The organism is Rhodobaculum claviforme, from assembly GCF_016653255.1.
In the GTDB taxonomy this organism is placed as follows: domain Bacteria; phylum Pseudomonadota; class Alphaproteobacteria; order Rhodobacterales; family Rhodobacteraceae; genus Rhodobaculum; species Rhodobaculum claviforme.
Window position 1 is genome coordinate 1 of record NZ_NHSD01000218.1, and the last position, 19419, is coordinate 19419.

19 protein-coding genes and 2 pseudogenes are annotated in these 19419 nt (G+C 68.6%); 9 read left to right on the forward strand and 12 right to left on the reverse strand.

Annotated elements, in window-relative coordinates:
• The 7 genes and pseudogenes from CCR87_RS07650 to ectA all read right to left on the reverse strand — a co-directional run.
• A pseudogene (locus CCR87_RS07650) lies at positions 1-108 on the reverse strand (IS110 family transposase); the annotation flags it as partial.
• A 326-nt stretch (positions 109-434) separates the two neighbouring features.
• Positions 435-1055: a (d)CMP kinase gene (locus tag CCR87_RS07655; protein ID WP_201156958.1), complete on the reverse strand. Its 621-nt coding sequence runs from the start codon at positions 1053-1055 to the stop codon at positions 435-437.
• The gene (gene aroA / locus CCR87_RS07660) at positions 1048-2397 is read right to left on the reverse strand and encodes a 3-phosphoshikimate 1-carboxyvinyltransferase (RefSeq protein ID WP_201156959.1); all 1350 of its coding nucleotides are present in this window, start codon (positions 2395-2397) and stop codon (positions 1048-1050) included. The genes CCR87_RS07655 and aroA overlap by 8 nt, the downstream gene beginning before the upstream one ends.
• Positions 2398-2488: 91 nt before the next feature.
• Positions 2489-3919 carry an aspartate kinase gene (locus CCR87_RS07665; RefSeq protein ID WP_201156960.1) on the reverse strand — a complete coding sequence of 477 codons (1431 nt, stop codon included), beginning with the start codon at positions 3917-3919 and terminating at the stop codon, positions 2489-2491.
• Positions 3920-4003: 84 nt separating this feature from the next.
• On the reverse strand, positions 4004-4387 hold the full coding sequence (locus tag CCR87_RS07670; RefSeq protein WP_201156961.1) for an ectoine synthase: 384 nt from the start codon (positions 4385-4387) through the stop codon (positions 4004-4006).
• 3 nt (positions 4388-4390) lie between these two features.
• Positions 4391-5689 carry a diaminobutyrate--2-oxoglutarate transaminase gene (gene ectB / locus CCR87_RS07675; RefSeq protein ID WP_242511911.1) on the reverse strand — a complete coding sequence of 433 codons (1299 nt, stop codon included), beginning with the start codon at positions 5687-5689 and terminating at the stop codon, positions 4391-4393.
• A gap of 45 nt (positions 5690-5734) precedes the next feature.
• On the reverse strand, positions 5735-6277 hold the full coding sequence (gene ectA, locus CCR87_RS07680) for a diaminobutyrate acetyltransferase (protein ID WP_201156962.1): 543 nt from the start codon (positions 6275-6277) through the stop codon (positions 5735-5737).
• Positions 6278-6555: 278 nt separating this feature from the next.
• Here ectA and CCR87_RS07685 point away from each other — a divergent pair, with 278 nt between their 5' ends.
• The 3 genes from CCR87_RS07685 (at position 6556) to CCR87_RS07695 (ending at position 9468) form a co-directional block, all read left to right on the forward strand.
• The gene (locus tag CCR87_RS07685; RefSeq protein WP_201156963.1) at positions 6556-7044 is read left to right on the forward strand and encodes a MarR family transcriptional regulator; all 489 of its coding nucleotides are present in this window, start codon (positions 6556-6558) and stop codon (positions 7042-7044) included.
• 215 nt (positions 7045-7259) lie between these two features.
• On the forward strand, positions 7260-8933 hold the full coding sequence (gene ctaD / locus CCR87_RS07690; RefSeq protein WP_201156964.1) for a cytochrome c oxidase subunit I: 1674 nt from the start codon (positions 7260-7262) through the stop codon (positions 8931-8933).
• Position 8934: 1 nt separating this feature from the next.
• Positions 8935-9468 carry a DUF2244 domain-containing protein gene (locus CCR87_RS07695; protein ID WP_201156965.1) on the forward strand — a complete coding sequence of 178 codons (534 nt, stop codon included), beginning with the start codon at positions 8935-8937 and terminating at the stop codon, positions 9466-9468.
• Between the two features lies 1 nt (position 9469).
• Here CCR87_RS07695 and CCR87_RS07700 read toward each other — a convergent pair whose 3' ends face one another.
• Genes CCR87_RS07700 through mepK form a run of 3 tightly spaced genes read right to left on the reverse strand, consistent with a single transcriptional unit; the run spans position 9470 to position 11314 of the window.
• A complete protein-coding gene (locus CCR87_RS07700) occupies positions 9470-10177 on the reverse strand; it encodes a TerB family tellurite resistance protein (protein ID WP_201156966.1) in 708 nt (235 codons plus the stop codon).
• Positions 10178-10200: 23 nt separating this feature from the next.
• Entirely contained in the window at positions 10201-10713 is a 513-nt protein-coding gene (locus CCR87_RS07705; RefSeq protein WP_201156967.1) for a GNAT family N-acetyltransferase, read from the reverse strand.
• Positions 10714-10744: 31 nt separating this feature from the next.
• On the reverse strand, positions 10745-11314 hold the full coding sequence (mepK, locus tag CCR87_RS07710) for a peptidoglycan L,D-endopeptidase MepK (protein WP_201156968.1): 570 nt from the start codon (positions 11312-11314) through the stop codon (positions 10745-10747).
• A gap of 210 nt (positions 11315-11524) precedes the next feature.
• Here mepK and CCR87_RS07715 point away from each other — a divergent pair, with 210 nt between their 5' ends.
• On the forward strand, positions 11525-13141 hold the full coding sequence (locus CCR87_RS07715) for a L,D-transpeptidase family protein (RefSeq protein ID WP_201156969.1): 1617 nt from the start codon (positions 11525-11527) through the stop codon (positions 13139-13141).
• Positions 13142-13239: 98 nt separating this feature from the next.
• On the opposite strand, the gene CCR87_RS07720 is transcribed toward CCR87_RS07715, so the two are convergent.
• Positions 13240-13671, reverse strand: coding sequence for a DsrE family protein (locus CCR87_RS07720; RefSeq protein ID WP_201156970.1), 432 nt, complete (start codon positions 13669-13671; stop codon positions 13240-13242).
• A 165-nt stretch (positions 13672-13836) separates the two neighbouring features.
• Here CCR87_RS07720 and lepA point away from each other — a divergent pair, with 165 nt between their 5' ends.
• From lepA to CCR87_RS07745, 5 genes are all read left to right on the forward strand, one after another.
• Entirely contained in the window at positions 13837-15636 is a 1800-nt protein-coding gene (lepA, locus tag CCR87_RS07725) for a translation elongation factor 4 (RefSeq protein WP_201156971.1), read from the forward strand.
• Between the two features lie 285 nt (positions 15637-15921).
• Positions 15922-16617 carry a CoA transferase subunit A gene (locus CCR87_RS07730; protein ID WP_201156972.1) on the forward strand — a complete coding sequence of 232 codons (696 nt, stop codon included), beginning with the start codon at positions 15922-15924 and terminating at the stop codon, positions 16615-16617.
• Between the two features lie 31 nt (positions 16618-16648).
• On the forward strand, positions 16649-17278 hold the full coding sequence (locus tag CCR87_RS07735; RefSeq protein WP_201156973.1) for a 3-oxoacid CoA-transferase subunit B: 630 nt from the start codon (positions 16649-16651) through the stop codon (positions 17276-17278).
• A 149-nt stretch (positions 17279-17427) separates the two neighbouring features.
• Positions 17428-17949 (forward strand): hypothetical protein, encoded by a 522-nt coding sequence (locus CCR87_RS07740; protein ID WP_201156974.1) that lies wholly within the window; start codon positions 17428-17430, stop codon positions 17947-17949.
• Between the two features lie 224 nt (positions 17950-18173).
• Positions 18174-18983, forward strand: coding sequence for a hypothetical protein (locus CCR87_RS07745; protein ID WP_207186590.1), 810 nt, complete (start codon positions 18174-18176; stop codon positions 18981-18983).
• Here CCR87_RS07745 and CCR87_RS07750 read toward each other — a convergent pair.
• A pseudogene (locus CCR87_RS07750) lies at positions 18973-19419 on the reverse strand (alpha/beta hydrolase); the annotation flags it as partial. The gene CCR87_RS07745 and the pseudogene CCR87_RS07750 sit on opposite strands and share 11 nt — an antisense overlap.

The window sequence follows — 19419 nt, forward strand, 5'->3', positions numbered from 1 at the left end:
ATCCCGTCTCAGCTTCTTGCGCAGCACCGCCCGCCCCGAGGCGTCGGCGCCGTGCGCCTGGAACACATTCTTCGCCAGGTCGAGCCCGACCGTGATAATCTCCGACATGACCGCTCCCCTCTGTGGAGCTTCGCAAACCCACCTTGGCACATCGATGCCGTCGGGGGGCGGTCACATCATCAGAGCCGTGCAGGAAGGCAAAGACCCAAATGGGCAGAATGATCGATCAGATCGGGACAAGGAAAACCAGCGTAACCGCCAGAGCGGCAAAGCTCGCAATCGGGATTGGGACCTTGTCTGCAGATCACCATATCGGCCAGCGGCTTCTGAAAACGCCGCAAGGGAAGGCCTGACAGAGGACCGTACTCGATCACCCGCCAAACAGGTCAGAAACCTCTTGCACAACGGGCGGCAACCACAGAGGTAGATACCCTTCAGCGGCGGGCGGCCTCGACCGCCGAGAGCGCCCGTGCGATCGCCGCCTCGATCGTCAGGTCCGAGGTGTCCAGAAGCATCGCGTCCGGCGCCGGTCGCAGCGGCGCGGCTGCCCGTTCGCGGTCGCGGGCATCGCGGGCACGCAGGTCTTCGAGAACCTCCACCTGCGTCAGGTCGGGCTGGTGCGCGCGCAGCTCCAGCCAACGCCGCCGCGACCGCACCGCATCCGATGCGGTGACGAACAGCTTCACCTCTGCGCCCGGGCAGACCACGGTGCCGATGTCGCGCCCGTCCAGCACCGCTCCGCCGGGTCTGCGCGCGAAATCCCGCTGGAATGCCAGCAGCGCCGCGCGCACCTCTTCCAGTGCCGCCACGCGGCTGGCGGCCTGCCCTGCGGCGGCGCTGCGCAGATCGGCGCGCGACAGATCCTCGGGCACGAGGCTGCGCGCTGCGGCCACCGGGTCCTCGCCCGCCGCCGCCCGCGCACCCACGGCACGATACAGAAGCCCCGTATCGAGATGCGCAAACCCGCACGCCTGCGCCAGCGCGCGCCCCAGCGTGCCCTTGCCCGACGCCGCCGGCCCATCCAGCGCGACCGTGAACCGCGCGCCCTCAGCCATGGGTGGCCAGATCGGCGCCAAGGGCCGTCATCAGCGGAATGAAGTCGGGAAACGACGTGGCGATGGGGCCGGCATCGTCCACCGTGACGGGCGCGCGGGCCACGAGGCCAAGGCACAGGAAGCTCATGGCGATGCGGTGGTCGAGGTGCGTGGCCACCGTCGTGCCCCCCGGCACGCCGTCCGGGCCGCAGCCATGCACCGTCAGCGTGTCCTCCGTCTCCTCCACCGCGACGCCGCAGGCGGCCAGCCCGGTGGCCATCGCGGCGATGCGGTCGCTTTCCTTGACGCGCAACTCGCGCACGCCGCGCATGACGGTGGCGCCCTCGGCGGTGGCGGCAAGGGCTGCGAGGATCGGGAACTCGTCGATCATGCTGGCGGCGCGCTCGGGCGGCACCTCCACCCCGCGCAAGGTTCCCGTGAAGCGGGCGCGCAGGTCGGCCACCGGCTCGCCGCCCTCCGCGCGCTCGGCCTCGAACAGCAGATCGGCGCCCATCTCCAGCAGCGTGCAATAAAGGCCGTCGCGCGTGGGGTTGCGGCTGACGCCCGGCACCCGCACATCCGATCCCGGCACCATCAGCGCCGCCACCACCGGAAACGCGGCCGAGGACGGATCGCGCGGCACCGCCACCGGCTGCGCGATCAACTCCGGCTGGCCCGTCAGGATCACCGCGCGGCCCTCGGGCGTGTCCTCGTGGCGGATGACGGCGCCGAAGCCCGCGAGCATGCGTTCGGTGTGGTCGCGGGTCGGCTCGGCCTCGATCACCGCGGTCTCGCCCGGCGCGTTCAGCCCGGCCAGCAGCACCGCCGATTTCACCTGCGCCGAGGGCACCGGCAGCACATAGCGCACCGGCACCGGATCGGCCGCGCCCACCAGCGTCATCGGCAGCCGTCCGCCCGCGCGCCCCACCGCCTGTGCACCAAACAGCGCCAGCGGATCGGTCACGCGGCCCATGGGGCGGCGGCACAGGCTGGCATCGCCGGTGAAGGTGGCGGTGATCGGCGTGGTCGCCATCGCGCCCATGATCAGCCGCACCCCGGTGCCCGAGTTGCCGCAGTCGATCACACCCGACGGTTCGCCGAACCCGCCCACGCCCACGCCATGCACCGACCAGCTGCCGGGTCCGTGGCGGATCACCTCGGCCCCGAAGGCGCGCATCGCGGCGGCGGTGTCGAGGACATCCTGCCCTTCCAGCAGCCCGGTGATGCGCGTCTCGCCCACCGCCAGCGCACCCAGGATCAGAGCGCGGTGGCTGATGGACTTGTCGCCGGGCACGTCGGTGGTGCCCCGCAGCGCCCCGCCGGCACGGGCGGTCAGGGGCATGGGCGCGGAAGTGGCGGTCATGGGATCTCCGGGGCTTGGACCCGCCCCCGATAGCGAAAGCGCCGCGCAGCGTCCAGCCGCGCGGCGCTCCGGGCGCATCGGTGGCCGCCGATCACTCGGCGGCGATGGGCTGGACGCTGGCCGCGCCCGTCTCCTCGATCAGGCGGGCATGCAGGGCGGCGACCGCTGCGTCCTGCGCCTCGCGCGGAACGAGGAACTGCACCTCCACCCGGCGCAGGCCCTGCTGCACCGCAAGCACCTCGATCCCGGCGGCGTCCAGCGCCTCCAGCCCCCGACGCACCGCACCAAGGCCGGTCAGGTCGCTGCCGATGGCCGACACCATCGCCACGGGACGAATGGTGATCTCGGCGTTGGACCAGCGCTGCGCCAGCTCCCGCTCCACCCGGCGCAGGGCCTTGAGCGAGCCGCTGACCCAGTGGGTGATGGAGTTCGCGTTGGAGGACTTCGACACGATCCACAGCTTGTGGCGCGTCAGCGCGTCCAGGATCCCGGCGTCATAGCCCTTCACCCCGACCATGTCGGGCTCATAGACCTCCAGCGCCTGCAACGGCAGGCCGGTGACCATCTCCACGCGCCCCGCCTGCCCGCCCTCGGGACCGATCAGGGTGCCGGGATCGTCGGGTTCAAACGCGTGCTTGACCCGCAGCGCGACCTCGGCGCGGCGCAGGATGCGGGCTGCGTTGGGGTGGATCGCCTCCATCCCGAGGTTCGACAGCTGGTCGGCCACGTCATAGCTGGTGCGCCCGATCTTGCGCACCTTGTCCAGCCCCACGACCTTGGGATCAGCCGAGGACAGATGGAACTCCTTGTGGATGATCGCCTCGGAGGCCGCGGTCTGCGCCGCGATGTGGGCGAACACCACCTCGGAATAGCCACGATCGTATTCGCGCATCAGCCCTTCGGCACAATGCGCATAGCCGGTGACGATCGGCAGCTCCTCGGAGAAGTCGATCCCGTCGAGCGCGGCGCGCAGCCGCTCGGCCAGATCGGGATGCGCCTCGTCGCGCCAACCCGACAGATCCACAAAGCGCGCGTTCACCCCGTGGCGCTGCAACAGCAGCGTGCTGACAAAGGCCGAATGCGCCTCGCCCAGCCCCGCCAGCAACTCGCGCAGCGTCATCAGTTGCCCGTCGATGCGGAAGTGCCCGTAGGAGCCCAGCCGCTGAAGGTCGATCATGCAGGCCCGCGCACCCTCGATGCGGTCGCGCACGAACGCATCCGCCCGGCCCCTGTCGCCGTCATGCTCCAGGATCTCTCCGTGCACGCGCATCATCTCGGCTGCGGTGTCGTTCAGCGCCTGGTGCCAGCCGCTGCCGCCGTCATCCGAGGCAAACCGGGCATAGACCCCCTGCTCGCCGCTTTTCTTGTGCTCCAGCAGCAGGTTGGTGATCCCGCCATAGGCCGAGACGACAAAGATGCGGCCATACACATCCTCGCGGCCTCCGACCCACAGGGTCTCGAGCAACTCGCGGCTCCGGCTCATGCAGGTGCCGCCGATCTTTTCGACAGTATGTCGTGCCATGTGTCCGTGCGGCAGGCTTTTCACCGCCGCACCCTTTGTTTGCAGTCCGACCGTGACGGGCCGACCGTGACGGGGGCGCCCACCTCAGTCCGCGGCGGCGTAGGAGCCGTCGGCCCGGTGCACCTCGGTGCCCGTCACGGGCGGGTTGAAGCAGCACGCCAGAACCATCGTGTCCTCGCAGCGCAAGGTGTGCTTGTCGTGCTTGTCGAGCGCGTACATCACGCCGGGCCGGATCTGGTGGACGGTGCCGGTGGCGAGATCCTCGATCGAGCCCTTACCCGAGATGCAATACACGCTCTCGAAATGGTTCTTGTAGTGAAAGGTGTGCTCGGAGCCGCCTTCGATGGTGGTGATGTGGAACGAAAACCCCATCCCGTCATCGGCCAGCAGCAGGCGCACCGACTCCCAACGCTCGTTGGCGACCTTGCGGTCGGTCTTGTTGGCTTCGTGGAAATCGCGAACGATCATGGGTTACTCCGCTGCAATGGGGGTGGTGCCGGCGATCCGGCTGCGCACCGCCGCTTCGATGATGTCGAGGCCCTGCGCCAACTGCGCCTCGGGAATTGTCAGGGGCGCGAGGACCTTGACGACCTCATCATGGGCGCCCGAGGTCTCGATGACCAGACCGTGCTCGAAACAGGCCGCGCAGATCGCGCCCGCCGTCTCGCCCGAACCGACGTCGACGCCACGCATCATGCCGCGGCCCTTCAGCCGGGCGCCGGGGATCAGGGCGGCGATGTCCGACAGCCGGCGCTCCAGGAACTCGGCCTTGGCTTCGGTCTGCTTCTGGAAGGTGTCGTCGGTCCAGAACTTCTCCAGCGCCACGCGGGCGGTGACGAAGGCATGCTGGTTGCCGCGGAAGGTGCCGTTGTGTTCGGCCGGCTTCCACACGTCCAGGTCCGGGCGCACCAGAAGTGCGGCGAACGGCAGGCCCATCCCCGACAGCGACTTCGCCAGCGGGATCAGGTCGGGCATCACGTCCATCCCCTCGAAGCTGAAGAACGGCCCCGTGCGCCCGATGCCCGACTGGATATCGTCGGCAATGAGCAGCGCGCCGTGCTTCTCGGCCAGCCGCTTCAGCCCGCGCAGGAAGTCGGCCGAGGCGGCGTTCAGCCCGCCCTCACCCTGCACCGGCTCGATCAGGAACGCGGCCGGCGCGTCGAACCCGCTGGAGGGGTTGTCCAGCATCGCCTCGATCATCGCGAGGCTGTCGACGCCGTCCATCGCCCCCTCATAGGGCATCCGCACGACGCCATGCAGCGCCATGCCGCCGCCCGCGCGCTTGCCGGCGTTGCCGGTGGCCGCCAGCGCGCCCATCGTCATGCCGTGAAAGCCGTTGGTGAAGGCGACGATGGTGTCGCGCCCGGTGACCTTGCGCGCCAGCTTCATCGCGGCCTCGACGGCGTTGGTGCCGGTGGGGCCGGTCATCATCACCTTGTGCTCCATGCCGCGCGGGCGCAGGATCACGCGCTCGAACGTCTCCAGGAACGCGGTCTTGGCGTCGGTGTGCATGTCCAGGCCGTGGGCGATGCCGTCGCCGGTGATGTGGTCGATCAGCGCCGCCTTCATGTCCGGGTCGTTGTGGCCATAGTTCAGCGACGAGCACCCGGCGAGGAAGTCGATGTACTCCCGCCCCGCGCGGTCGGTCAGCGTGGCGTTGCGGCCCTTGGTGAACTCCACCGGAAAGCTGCGGCAGTAGCTGCGCACCTGGCTTTCGCGGCGGGCATAGACGGCCATGGGGCCGGTGTCGGTCTGGGTATGATCGGTCATGCGGAAATCCTTTCTCGAAGTGCGGGCGGGCATCGCGCGGGGGCCTCAGGCCGCCCGGCGCACCGCTTCGGCGTCGAGCGCGATGGTCACCAGATGCTCGGTGTCATGCGCGCCGCCGAAATGCGCCTCGCGTTCAAAATGGGGCGCGTGGGACAGATCGCCGTCCAGACGCCGGGCAAGGCTGCGGAACAGTGCCCAGGACCCCTCGTTGTCGCGGGTGATCGTGGTCTCCAGGTTGATGACGCGGCGGCACAGCGGGCGCTCCAGCAGCGCCGTCAGCATGTGGCGTCCCAGCCCCATGCCGCGTGCGCGGGCGTCAACAGCCACCTGCCACACGAAGATCGTGTCCTCGCGCCCCGGCGGCACATGCGCCGAGATCCAGCCCAGCACATCGTCGCCACGCTCGGCCAGCACACAGGTGTCGGCGAAGTGGTCGCACTGGATCAGGTTCATGTAGAGGGAATTCTGGTCCAGTGGCGCGCAGCGCGCGATCAGCTCCTGGACGGCCGTGCCGTCAGTCTTGACGGGGCTGCGCAGGCGCACCGCACCCTTGGGTGTTTCGATGATCTTGCGATTTGTCCGGGCCATCCTGGAAAATACCTGCGTTGTTTCTTTGAGCGACTAAATATACGCACCCCGTCCAGCCATGCAACCTTTGCCTGAAAAATAACCGACTTGACGGAATTACTGTTTATATAATAGGAGTTGTCAGGTTTCAGGGGGTGTCAGACACCGTCTGGAGCAGAAGTTTGTTTTGGCAGGCTAACCTTTTGGAGGCCGATGGATGCCGCGCCCGGGGACTTGCCCCGCCCGCGCAGCCATCGCATTCCCCACCGCAGGGCAGCCGACGCGAAAGGGTGGACGGGGTGACGGAACGGGTGGATGCGACGCTGATCGCACTCAGGCGCGTGCTGCGCGCGATCGAGGGCAACGCCCGCGCGATCGCGCGGGCCTCGGGGTTGACGCACGCACAGATGCTGGTGCTGCACGCGCTGGCCGACCGCGGGCAGGAACTGCCCAGCGACATCGCCCGCCGTCTGGGCGTGGCCCAGGCCACCGTCACCACCCAGATCGATCGGCTGGAGGCGCGCGGCCTTGTGCGCCGCGAGCGTCGGCAGACCGACCGCCGCACCGTCTGGGTGATCCTGACCGACAGCGGGCGCCAGCTTCTGGCCGACACCCCCGACCCGCTCTATGGCCGCTTCGCCGACCGGTTCGCGCGGCTTGCGGATTGGGAACAGGGCATGCTGATGACCAGCGCCGAGCGTCTGGCCAAGCTGTTTGACGCCGAGGCCGTCGAGCCCCTGCCCGCGGGCGAGGACACCGCGCGCAAACCCGCGCCCCCCGTCGCCTGATCCCGCCCCCGAGGCCTCGGGGAGGGACACCATGTCGCAGGGCAAAACATGCGCCTGCGATTTCCCATTCCCGCGTCATCGGTCACCCTTCTGACGGGCCTGTTACCGATTGCCCTGTGTGCAACGGTATTCTATGCAGACGTGAAACATGTGCGCGCAGGACAGAATTTCACCGCGCACAGGATGACGGCACACGCGATACGGGGGGGAGAGCCATGGCCGACGCAGTCACCCAGGGCGGAGGGCACGGGGACACCCGCGGGTTCTTCACCCGCTGGTTCATGTCCACCAACCACAAGGACATCGGGATCCTGTATCTGTTCACCTCCGGCATCGTCGGATTCATCGCGGTGGCCTTCACGGTCTACATGCGCATGGAACTGATGGAGCCCGGCGTTCAGTACATGTGCCTGGAGGGCGCGCGCATGACCGCGGCCGCCGCGGGCGAGTGCACCCCCAACGGCCACCTGTGGAACGTGCTGATCACCGCCCACGGCGTGCTGATGATGTTCTTCGTCGTGATTCCGGCGCTGTTCGGGGGCTTTGGCAACTACTTCATGCCGCTGCACATCGGCGCGCCGGACATGGCGTTCCCGCGGCTCAACAACCTGTCGTACTGGCTTTATGTGGCCGGGGCGTCGCTGGCGGTGGCGTCGCTGTTCTCGCCCGGCGGCGCGGGGCAGACCGGCGCGGGGGTGGGCTGGGTGCTCTATCCGCCGCTGTCGACGACCGAGACCGGCTATGCGATGGACCTCGCGATCTTTGCGGTGCATGTCGCGGGCGCCTCGTCGATCCTGGGTGCGATCAACATCATCACCACCTTCCTGAACATGCGAGCGCCGGGCATGACGCTGCACAAGGTGCCGCTGTTCGCCTGGTCGGTGTTCATCACCGCGTGGATGATCCTGCTGGCGCTGCCGGTTCTTGCGGGCGCCATCACCATGCTGCTGACCGACCGGAACTTCGGCACCACCTTCTTCGATCCCTCGGGCGGCGGCGACCCGGTGCTGTACCAGCACATCCTGTGGTTCTTCGGCCATCCGGAGGTCTACATCATCATCATCCCCGGCTTCGGCATCATCAGCCATGTCATCGCCACGTTCTCGCGCAAGCCGATCTTCGGCTACCTGCCGATGGTCTATGCGATGGTGGCCATCGGGGTGCTGGGCTTCGTGGTGTGGGCGCACCACATGTACACCGTGGGCATGTCGCTGACGCAGCAGAGCTACTTCATGCTGGCGACGATGGTGATCGCGGTGCCGACGGGCATCAAGATCTTCAGCTGGATCGCCACGATGTGGGGCGGCTCGGTGGAGTTCAAGACGCCCATGCTGTGGGCCTTCGGGTTCCTGTTCCTGTTCACCGTGGGCGGCGTGACGGGCGTGGTGCTCAGCCAGGCCGCCGTCGACCGCTACTATCACGACACCTACTATGTGGTCGCGCACTTCCACTATGTGATGTCCTTGGGCGCCGTGTTCGCGCTGTTTGCCGGGATCTACTACTGGATCGGCAAGATGTCGGGGCGGCAGTACCCCGAATGGGCCGGCAAGACGCACTTCTGGGCGATGTTCATCGGCTCCAACCTGACCTTCTTTCCGCAGCACTTCCTCGGCCGTCAGGGGATGCCGCGCCGCTACATCGACTACCCCGAGGCGTTCGCGCTGTGGAACTGGGTAAGCTCGATCGGCGCCTTCATCTCGTTCGCCTCGTTCGTGTTCTTCATCGGGGTGATCTACTACACCCTGCGCCACGGCGCGCGCGTGACCGAGAACAACTACTGGAACGAGCACGCCGACACGCTGGAGTGGACCCTGCCCTCGCCGCCGCCCGAACATACGTTCGAGACGCTGCCGAAGCGCGAGGACTGGGACCGCTCGCCCGCCCACTGACATGCCCGTCACCTGGCTGGAGAATCGAACGGAGGCCCCGGGACACCCCGGGGCCTTTCGCCATGCCGACGGGGCGGCCCCGGTACTCGTGCTGCGGCTGACGCCCCACCGGTCGCTGTCGCCCGAGGGGTTCGTGCTGTTCTTCGCCGTCACCTGCGGGCTGATCGCGATTCCGCTGATCGCGGTGCTGGGCACGCCGGTGCTGTGGGGGGTGCTGCCGTTCGTCGTGGTCACGGTGGGCGGCATGTGGCTGGCGCTGCGGCGCTCCAATGCCGACGGAGCGCTGACCGAGGATCTGTGCCTGTGGTCCGACCGCATGGCGCTGGTGCGCCACAATCCCCGCGGCCCCCGGCAGGAGTGGGAGGCCAACCCCTTCTGGGTGCGCGTGGTGCTGCATGCGACAGGCGGTCCGGTGGAGAACTACCTGACCCTCAAGGGCGGCGGCCGCGAGGTGGAGCTGGGCGCCTTTCTTGCGCCCCACGAACGCGCCGAGCTGTCGGAGGCGCTGACCCGCGCGCTGGCGCGGCTGGCATGAGTCAGGGGGCCGCGTCGCGGCGGATGTCCTCCCAGGCGCGGTTGATGGCGACCATGCGCGCCTCGGCCAGGCGCACCGCCTCGGCCGGGACGCCGCGCGCGATCAGCCGGTCGGGATGATTGTCGCGCACCGCCCGTGCCCAGGCCGCGCGCACATCCGCCAGCGGCGCATCCGGCGCCACGTCCAGCACCTCGTAGGGGTCGGCCGGCGCATCCGGCAGGAACTCCGCCTTGATGCAACGGAACCCGCGCTCCGAGATGCCGAAGATGCCGGCCACCTCGCGCAGGAACACCTCTTCGCGGGCATCGAGGCTGCCATCGGCCAGTGCGATGTGGAACAGCCCCTCCAGCACCGTCTCCAGCACGCGGTCGCCCGGCCCGAACATCCGCGCGATCCGCCGGGCATAAAGATCGAACCCCGCCACATCCTGGCGCGCGAGGTCGAACACCCGCGCGGCGTTGACCTGCTCCTCGGGGGGGACGTGAAAGACCTCACGAAAGGCGCGGACCTCGTCACGGGTGACCTGCCCATCGGCCTTGGCCATCTTGGCCCCCAGCGCGATCACCGCGATGGCAAAGGCGACGGTGCGCTCGGGCGGGGTGCGCAGATGACCGAACACCTCCGACAGCCCTTCGCCGCGGCGCAACGCCGACAGGGCCGCGGCGATGCGCGACCACAACGTCTCAGGGGGGGGTTCGCCGGAAATCATCGGACCGGAATCAGACAGGGAGATCAGGAACCGGCGGAGGGCCGGGCGCGCGGTTGCTTGTGCACCAGTACAAGATCATGGAACCGACCGAATTTCCAGCCCGCACCGGGAATGCGCCCGACCTCGGCAAAGCCCAGGCGCCGGTGAAACGCCAGCGATCCCGCATTGCACGCCGTCACCGCCCCGATCAACGCGTGGTGGCCCGCCCGCGCGGCGTGATCCTCGATCGCCCGCATCAGCGCGGCCCCCGTCCCATGGCCCCGCGCCTCCGGCGCCAGGTTGACCGTATGCTCCATGCTGTGGACGTATCCGGGGCCGGCGCGGAACTGGCTGTAGCTGGCAAAGCCCAGGATGGCGCCCGCACGCTCGGCCACCAGGAACGCGTGCCCGGCGGCCTGCCGCCCGGCGATCATCGCGGCGACCTCCTCGGCGGTGCGGATGTGGGGATAGAAGGTGATGACCGTGTCACGGATGATCGGCGCCCAGATCGCCGCAATCGCGGGCGCGTCATCCGCACAGGCGGCCCGGACCGTCACAGCAGCCGACCGCGCGTCCACCGGGCGGCCGTCAGCTGCCCCAGGTCCGCACCGGGCCGCAGTCCATGTGCACGAAGTCCGAGCCCGAGTACCGCCCGACCCCGCCGGAGTTCAACGCCGCCGCCGCCTGCGCCATCTGCCCGACCGAGCGCGACCGCAGCCGCAGGTCGGCCGCCTCGCCCGTCAGATGCAGCGAGTTGCGCGCCACATTGCGCGAGCGCGCCCGCAGCATCGCGTTGGTCTGCGGCGAGCGGTAGCCCGAGAGCAGAGCATAAGGCTCCTCGGCATCCATCAGACGGTGTGCCGCGCTCATGATGTCGATGGTGCGGGTGTCGATGGAGGTGGTGCGGTTGTCGCGCCAGTCCCGCATGAAATGGTTGATCTCGTGCAGGACCTCGGGGACGTAGCGCCCCTCGATCCAGTAGATCGCGTCCAGACGTTCGCCCGTGCGGCCGGAATACATCCGCAGCCGCCGGATATCGCCGCCGCCGCGCAGGAACCCCGCCGCGTTCGCATAATACGGTGTCGCCGCCACTGCCGTGGCCGCAAACGCCGCCAGCAGGCCACGCCGTGTGACCCCCAAGCCGTTGCCATCCATCATCCTGATGTGCCCGTCCCCTGGTTTTCTTGACCTGACTGCCTCACGGCGTCTTTGCGCCCGCTTGGTTTGCACCTTGCCACAGGCCACGCCGCAGCCCAAGACCCGCCGGGACCGTCACGGACCCGCGCGCCCATCTCGGCGGAAAATTGCTGAAATATGGTTTCCGTTCGTGCAGATTGGGCGACAGACCCCCGCAACCGGAGAGACATCATGCCCCGACCCGCCCCGCTCTGGCGTGCATCCCTGGCCGCGCTGCTGCTGGCGTGCGGGCCTGCGGTGGCGCAGGAACCGGGCACGCCGCCCGTCACACCGCCTGCCTCACCGGGATTCGCGCTCGGCGTGGCCGAGGCGGCGGGGGGTGACGACACCCTTGGTGCATTCTACCGCGCGCGCGATTTTGCCCCGGTCTGGACCGGGCCGGACGGGGCTGCGCGGCGCGCGCAGCTGGTCGCGGCGATGGCCGGGGCACCCGCCCATGCCCTGCCCGCCGAGCGTCACGACCCCGAACGGGTGCGCGCGGCCCTTGCAGCGGCCGACACCGCGCGCGCGCTTGGTGCGGCGGATGTGGCGCTGACCCGGGCATTCCTGCGGCTGGCGCGGGATCTGCATGCGGGCGTGCTCGATCCGCGCGCGGTGGATGGCAACATCCGCCGCACACCGCCCACGCTGGACGCACCCGCCCTGCTGGCGCGGCTGGCCGAGGTTCCGCCCGCCGTGGCGCTGCGCGAGGTGACGCCGGCGGACCCGGAGTACAGCCGCCTTCTGCGCGCGCGGGCCCGGCTGGCGGCACGGTCCGCGGCCGGTGGCTGGGGGGCGCCGGTGCCGTCCACCCGGCTCGACCCCGGCGACGAGGGGCCTGCGGTCGTGGCGCTGCGCGACCGGCTGATGGCGATGGGGTATCTCGGGCGCTCCGTCTCGGGGCGCTATGACACGCAGCTGACGGCGGCGGTGCGCGCGGCCCAGGCCGCCCACGGGCTGGCGGTCGACGGCATCGCGGGCCCGGCGACGCTGGCCGCGCTGAACACCCCGATCGAGGAGCGCCTGCAGGCCATCACCGTCGCGTTGGAGCGCGAACGCTGGATGAACATTCCGCGCGGGGCGCGCCATGTCTGGGTGAACCTGACCGATTACTCCAGCCGCATCGTGGACGATGGCCGCATCACCCTGGAGACCGCCTCCATCGTCGGCGGCACCGCCCGCGAGACCGAGACCTACGAGTTCTCCGAGGCGATGACCTACATGGAGATCAACCCCGACTGGACGATTCCCCGCGGCATGATCGCGCGCAGCTACCTGCCGGCGTTGCAGGCCAATCCGCACGCCCATCCCCAGCTGCAGGTGACCGACCGCAGCGGTCGGGTGATCGCGCGCGAGGCGGTGGACTTTGCCGCCCACTCCGCGCGCAGCCTGCCCTACAACCTGCGCCAGCCGCCGGGGCCGCGCAATCCGCTGGGCAAGGTGAAGTTCATGTTCCCCAACCCGCATGCGATCTATCTGCATGACACGCCGGACCGGCATCTGTTCGACCGCGCGCGGCGGGCGATGTCCAACGGGTGCATCCGGCTGCGCGACCCGGAGGCGTTCGCCCATGTACTGCTCGCCCCCCAGGTGGCCGACCCGGTGGCCGAGTTCGAGCGCATCCACCGCTCGGGCCGGCAGACGCGGGTGTATCTGGACGATCCGGTGCCGGTGCATCTGGTCTATCGCACGGCCTTCACGGACGCGCAGGGCGCCCTTGTGTTCCGCGAGGATGTCTATGGCCGCGACGCGCGGGTGCATGCAGCCCTGCGGCGCGCGGGCGTGGACGCCGTTCGCCCGGACAGTTGACCGCGACACACGACTGAGCGCGACACCCGACGCAAAACGGGGGGCCACCGGCCCCCCGCAGCCCGCCAGTAGCCCGCAGGGGCCTCAGACCGATCGGATCAGAACGACCAGACGATCGCGTCGTCGTCCAGCATCGCGCCCGCCATCGCCGGCGGCTGCGCCACGCCCACCCCGTCGATCAGCACCGTTTCGTCGGCGCCCATGCCGGGCAGGTAGATCGCGCAGACCTCGACCGTCGCGCCCGCTTCCATCAGCATCATCATCATGCCCTGGGGGCTGGCGTCGCGCGGCGGCTGCGGCGCGGTGGCGCTTTCGGGCGCATCGCGCAGGGCGATGTCACCGCCGGGGCCGCACAGCAGCATGTGCAGGCTCGCGCCCTGCTCCACCGCCTGGGCCGAAAGCACCATGGCCATCAGCTGCGTCTGCGCGTTGTCCGAGGTCACCACCGTCACCAGACGATCGTCATCGGCCATCACGGCGCCGGCGCTCAGCGCCAGGGCTGCGGTCGCAAGGGTCAGTCGCTTCATCATGCCGTCTCTCCCGTTCGTGGATCGCCCGCACCGGTGGCAGGCCCAACGCCCTGAGACATGGGTATCCGCGGAACACATCGCAATAAGATTATGTGTCGCAGCCCCCCGCGCCGGACCCCGCATGCCACATTGACCAGCCCCCGTTTCCGCCGCATATCCCGGTGCATGACCGAGCTTTCGCGCATCCGCAACTTCTCCATCGTGGCCCACATCGACCACGGTAAATCCACCCTTGCCGACCGGCTGATCCAGCTGACCGGTACCGTGGCCGCACGCGACATGAAGGAGCAGATGCTCGACGCGATGGATATCGAGCGCGAGCGCGGCATCACCATCAAGGCCAACACCGTGCGCATCGAATACCCCGCGCGCGACGGGCAGACCTATATCCTGAACCTGATCGACACGCCCGGACACGTCGACTTCGCCTATGAGGTCTCGCGCTCCATGCGCGCGGTGGAGGGCTCGCTTCTGGTCGTCGACGCCAGCCAGGGCGTCGAGGCGCAGACGCTGGCCAACGTCTACCAGGCCATCGACGCGGATCACGAGATCGTCCCCGTCCTCAACAAGATCGACCTGCCCGCCGCCGACCCCGAGCGTGTCAAGGCGCAGATCGAGGACGTCATCGGGCTTGATGCCTCCGAGGCGGTGGAGATCTCGGCCAAGTCCGGCCTCGGCATCCCCGAGGTGCTGGAGGCCATCGTCACCCGCCTGCCGGCACCGAAGGGCGACCGCGACGCGCCGCTCAAGGCGATGCTGGTCGATTCGTGGTACGATCCCTACCTCGGCGTCGTCGTGCTGATCCGCGTGATGGACGGCATCATCCGCAAGGGCGACCGTATCAAGATGATGCAGACCGGCGCGGTGCACGGCATCGACAAGCTCGCGGTCCTGAAGCCGCAGATGGTCGACACCCCCGAGCTGGGTCCGGGCGAGATCGGCATCTTCACTGGCTCCATCAAGCAGGTTCGCGACACCCGCGTCGGCGACACCATCACCCACGAGAAGAAATCCTGCGCGGCCCCCCTGCCCGGCTTCAAGCCGTCGGTTCCGGTGGTGTTCTGCGGACTGTTCCCGGTCGATGCCAACGACTTCGAGGGGCTGCGCGACGCGATCGAGAAGCTGGCGCTCAACGACGCGAGCTTCACGCATGAGATGGAGACCTCGGCCGCCCTGGGCTTCGGCTTCCGCTGCGGGTTTCTCGGGTTGTTGCACCTGGAGGTCATCCGCGACCGGCTGGAGCGGGAGTACGACCTCGACCTCATCACCACCGCGCCGTCGGTCGTCTATGACATCCACATGCGCGACGGCACGGTGCAGCAGCTCCACAACCCCGCCGACCTGCCCGACCTGACGTATGTGGAGCATGTCGAGGAGCCGCGCATCAAGGCCACGATCCTGGTGCCCGACGACTATCTCGGCGACGTGCTCAAGCTCTGCCAGGACCGGCGGGGCGAGCAGCTGGAGCTGACCTACGCCGGCTCCCGCGCCATGGTGGTCTATGACCTGCCGCTCAACGAGGTCGTCTTCGACTTCTACGACCGGCTGAAATCCGTGACCAAGGGCTACGCCAGTTTTGATTACCAGATGATCGGCTACCGCGAGGACAACCTCGTCAAGATGCAGATCCTGGTGAACGACGAGCCGGTGGACGCGCTGTCGATGATGGTCCACCGCGACCGCGCCGAAGCCCGCGGCCGCATGATGTGCGAGAAGCTCAAGGACCTGATCCCCCGGCACATGTTCAAGATCCCCGTCCAGGCCGCCATCGGTGGCCGCGTCATCGCCCGTGAAACCATCGCGGCCCTGCGCAAGGACGTGACGGCGAAATGCTACGGCGGCGACGTGACCCGGAAGAAGAAGCTTCTGGAGAAGCAGAAGGCCGGGAAGAAGAAGATGCGCCAGTTCGGCAAGGTCGAGATTCCGCAGACCGCGTTCATCTCGGCGTTGAAGATGGATGGCTGACCGGCGCTGTCGGCGCCGGGAACGCAGCGCGTGATCCCGCAGCCGGCATCGTCGCGCCAGTTCGTTGCCTCGGGGATGTGGTTTTTCAGGGTATCCGGATACCCTCTCCACCGCATGCCGAGGCCAATCCCCTCATATTTACAAATCGTTAATATGCCCCGAAGCCCCCGTGTCGGCCGCCGCCCGCAGCGTTGACATCCCTCCCGCGCCCGGCCCATACGCCAAGGGTCACACCACCGGCCGGACCCGGCCCCTCGCGCCGTCCGGGACAGGGAGAGAGCAGGCATGAACAAGATCTACGGCTCCGCCGCGCAAGCCCTTGACGGCATTCTGTTCGACGGCATGACCATCGCCGCCGGGGGCTTCGGCCTCTGCGGCATCCCCGAAAACCTCATCGACGCGATCCGGGATGCGGGCACGAAGAACCTGACGGTTGCATCGAACAACTGCGGGGTGGACGACTTCGGCCTCGGCAAGCTGCTGGCGACCAAGCAGATCCGCAAGATGATGTCGTCCTACGTCGGCGAGAACGCGGAGTTCATGCGCCAGTACCTCTCGGGCGAGCTCGAGCTGGAGTTCAACCCGCAAGGCACGCTGGCCGAGCGGATGCGCGCGGGTGGCGCGGGCATCGCGGGCTTCTATACCCGCACCGGCGTCGGCACCGCCATCGCCGAAGGCAAGGAACACAAGGACTTCGACGGGCAGACGTATATCCTGGAGCGTGGGATCGTCGCCGACCTCGCCATCGTCAAGGCCTGGAAGGCCGACACGACCGGGAACCTCGTGTTCGCCAAGACCGCCCGCAACTTCAACCCGCCGGCGGCCATGTGCGGGCGGGTGTGCGTGGTGGAGGTCGAGGAGATCGTCGAGGCCGGCACCCTCGACCCCGACCACATTCACCTGCCGGGCATCTATGTCCACCGCATGATCCAGGGCACGTTCGAGAAGCGCATCGAACAGCGCACCGTGCGCGCCGCCTGATCCCGCCAACGCGACCAGAAAGGAGCACACCATGCCCTGGGACCGCAACCAGATGGCCGCCCGCGCGGCGCAGGAACTTGAGGACGGGATGTACGTCAACCTCGGGATCGGCATCCCGACGCTGGTGGCCAACTACATCCCCGACGGCGTGAACGTCACGCTTCAGTCGGAAAACGGGATGCTGGGCATCGGTCCCTTTCCGACCGAGGACGCGGTCGACCCCGACCTCATCAACGCCGGCAAGCAGACCGTCACCGCCCTGCCCCACACCGCCTTCTTCGACAGCGCCGAGAGCTTTGCGATGATTCGCGGCGGCAAGATCGCCATGGCGATCCTGGGCGCGATGGAGGTGGCCGAGAACGGCGATCTGGCGAACTGGATGATTCCGGGCAAGCTGATCAAGGGGATGGGCGGGGCCATGGACCTTGTGGCGGGCGTGAAGCGCGTGGTGGTGGTGATGGACCACACCAACAAGGCCGGCGAGTCCAAGCTGCTGAAGTCCTGCACCCTGCCGCTGACGGGAACCGGGGTGGTCAACCGGGTGATCACCAACCTCGGGGTTCTGGATGTGGTCGAAGGTGGCATGCGGATCGTCGAGACCGCCCCCGGCGTGACCGAGGAGGATATCCGCGCCGCCACCGAAGCCACCCTCGTCGCCTGAGGAGGGTGCACAGCCGTCCCGCGCGGTGCCCTGAAATTGTCCCGAACTTGCCAAGGCCGGGCCGCAGGGGCACCATGATGGGACGGCACAACGGACCACAGAGCGGGCGCCGACGCGTCCATCATTTGGTCCGAACGAGGAGCACGCCCATGTGTGCGCAGGTTGTGACGGGTTTCCGGGCGGCGGTGGCCGCGAGTGTGATGGTGATGGCGGGCTGGAACGGTGCGGCGGTGGCCGCGCAGCCCGATCTGCAGGCGGCGGCGATGCGCACCCCCGCCCCGGTGCACATACGAAATCATCGCGGCGGGTTTCTGCCGCACATCGTGGCCGAGATGCAGTCCCTCGTGCGGTCCGGCGCCGAGGTCCGAATCGATGGCGGGTTCTGCTTCTCGGCCTGCACGGTGTTCCTTGCCAGTGACCGGGTCTGCGTGGCGCCCTGGACGCAGTTCGGCTTTCACGCGCCCAGCAACCCGCAGACGCGCCGCAAGCTGACCGGGCAGGCGTTCGAGCATGCCACCCGCCATGTCGCACGCTATTACAACCCGCAGTTGGCGCGCTGGTGGATGAACGAGGGGCGGCACACCCGGCAGGGGCTGGCGATGCTCACCGGCGCCGACCTGATCGCGATGGGGTACCGCGCCTGTTCGTCGCAGGGCGTCACGTCGGGATAACCGGCCTCCCTCGGACATGCTGCAATCACGATTACCGGCCCCGTGCGGGCCGGTAATCTTCTGTTAACCGAAGGTTGATTTAACCGTGTGGAGCGGCGTCGCGATAGTTGCCATGTCGCGGAACTCCCGATACTAAAGGATAGAAGTTTAGCAGATTTTGTAAGGACATCGCTGCATCCGGCAACGGTCGCGATGGAATGGTTGCCATGAAGCCTTCAGCCGTTATGCTCCGTCACGCACCGCACATCTGGCATGGCGCAGTACGCGGGATCGGGACAGGAATTCTGATCAGCGCCCTCGTGATCCCCGCCCAGATGGCAGACGCCGCGACGCATCTGCTGGATGATCCCGAACGGCTCCTGTCCACCGACGGCTTCGGCGAGTGCGTGCCCGAGGAAAGCCTCGACGAGATCTGGCTGGTGCTGTCCAAGGGCGGCAAGTCGAGCCGCATCCCCCATGTCTGCATGCACGGCGACTGCGCGGACATGCCCGACATCAGGGCCTGGGCCAGCGCGCAGCAGTTCCCCGATGACATCGACCTCGACCGTGAGGACGTGCAGGCGCAGTACGGCGCCTTTGTGGCCGAGTTCTGCGAGGCCGCCAACGAGGATGCCGTGCCCGAGGTCGACCTGAGTGTCCCCGAGGAGCCCGAGGTGGGTCCCGGCCCCGTCGACGACGCCGTCCCGCCGGTGCTGCTGGAGGCGCCGCCGCCGGCGCCGCTCGGGCCGCTGGGAACGCCGGGACTGTTCTCACCGCGCCAGTTCAACAACACGCCGGCGCCGTTCATGCCGCCCATGGCTCCGCTGGTCAGCTTCGGTGGGCCCGGCGGGGGTGGGTTCACGACGTTCTCCGATCCCGACACGCCGCCGCCGCCGCTCGTGCCCGAATCACCGCCCGGACCCACGCCGCCCGGACCGACCGACCCGACCGACCCCGAGCTGCCGCCGTCGGTCGTGCCGCTTCCGGCACCGCTGTTGCTGCTGATGTCGGCGCTGGGGCTGCTGGGCCTGTTGCGGCGTCGGGTCAGGAGCTGAGCCGCTCGCGCGCGGCCGCGGCAAACAGCGCCAGCACCGCATCGAGGAACCGGTCGCGGTGCTCCGGGGCCTCCATCAGGATCTCGTGTTCGGCGCCCCGGTGGACCTGAAGGGTGCCACCGGGCCAGCGCTCCATGCGCGCGGCGATGGCGGCGGGGTCCACGATCTTCTCCAGACTGCCGACCGCGGCCAGCGCCGGCAGGACCGGTGACGGCCGCGGCGCCAGAACAGCCATTTCAGTCAGCGCGGCGGCCAGCCAGGACAAGGTCGGCGCCCCCAGCGACAGCGCGGGATGGGCGCGAAACACCGCCTGCATGCGGCCGAACTGCGCCCGGTCGGTGGTGAGGAAATTGTCGTCGAAGGCGGCCTGCGCGATGTCGAAGTCGCCGCGGTTGCCCGGCACCGCCCGCAGCCCCTGCCCCGCCAGCACCGCCCC

Coding starts and splice junctions, on each gene's coding strand:
- CCR87_RS07670 (WP_201156961.1), bottom strand. CDS start 4,387: ATGATCGTTCGCGATTTCCACGAAGCCAACAAGACCGACCGCAAGGTC.
- aroA (WP_201156959.1), bottom strand. CDS start 2,397: ATGACCGCCACTTCCGCGCCCATGCCCCTGACCGCCCGTGCCGGCGGG.
- CCR87_RS07735 (WP_201156973.1), top strand. CDS start 16,649: ATGCCCTGGGACCGCAACCAGATGGCCGCCCGCGCGGCGCAGGAACTT.
- ectA (WP_201156962.1), bottom strand. CDS start 6,277: ATGGCCCGGACAAATCGCAAGATCATCGAAACACCCAAGGGTGCGGTG.
- CCR87_RS07740 (WP_201156974.1), top strand. CDS start 17,428: ATGTGTGCGCAGGTTGTGACGGGTTTCCGGGCGGCGGTGGCCGCGAGT.
- CCR87_RS07715 (WP_201156969.1), top strand. CDS start 11,525: ATGCCCCGACCCGCCCCGCTCTGGCGTGCATCCCTGGCCGCGCTGCTG.
- CCR87_RS07695 (WP_201156965.1), top strand. CDS start 8,935: ATGCCCGTCACCTGGCTGGAGAATCGAACGGAGGCCCCGGGACACCCC.
- lepA (WP_201156971.1), top strand. CDS start 13,837: ATGACCGAGCTTTCGCGCATCCGCAACTTCTCCATCGTGGCCCACATC.
- ectB (WP_242511911.1), bottom strand. CDS start 5,689: ATGACCGATCATACCCAGACCGACACCGGCCCCATGGCCGTCTATGCC.
- CCR87_RS07665 (WP_201156960.1), bottom strand. CDS start 3,919: ATGGCACGACATACTGTCGAAAAGATCGGCGGCACCTGCATGAGCCGG.
- CCR87_RS07730 (WP_201156972.1), top strand. CDS start 15,922: ATGAACAAGATCTACGGCTCCGCCGCGCAAGCCCTTGACGGCATTCTG.
- mepK (WP_201156968.1), bottom strand. CDS start 11,314: ATGATGGATGGCAACGGCTTGGGGGTCACACGGCGTGGCCTGCTGGCG.
- ctaD (WP_201156964.1), top strand. CDS start 7,260: ATGGCCGACGCAGTCACCCAGGGCGGAGGGCACGGGGACACCCGCGGG.
- CCR87_RS07720 (WP_201156970.1), bottom strand. CDS start 13,671: ATGATGAAGCGACTGACCCTTGCGACCGCAGCCCTGGCGCTGAGCGCC.
- CCR87_RS07745 (WP_207186590.1), top strand. CDS start 18,174: ATGCTCCGTCACGCACCGCACATCTGGCATGGCGCAGTACGCGGGATC.
- CCR87_RS07700 (WP_201156966.1), bottom strand. CDS start 10,177: ATGATTTCCGGCGAACCCCCCCCTGAGACGTTGTGGTCGCGCATCGCC.
- CCR87_RS07655 (WP_201156958.1), bottom strand. CDS start 1,055: ATGGCTGAGGGCGCGCGGTTCACGGTCGCGCTGGATGGGCCGGCGGCG.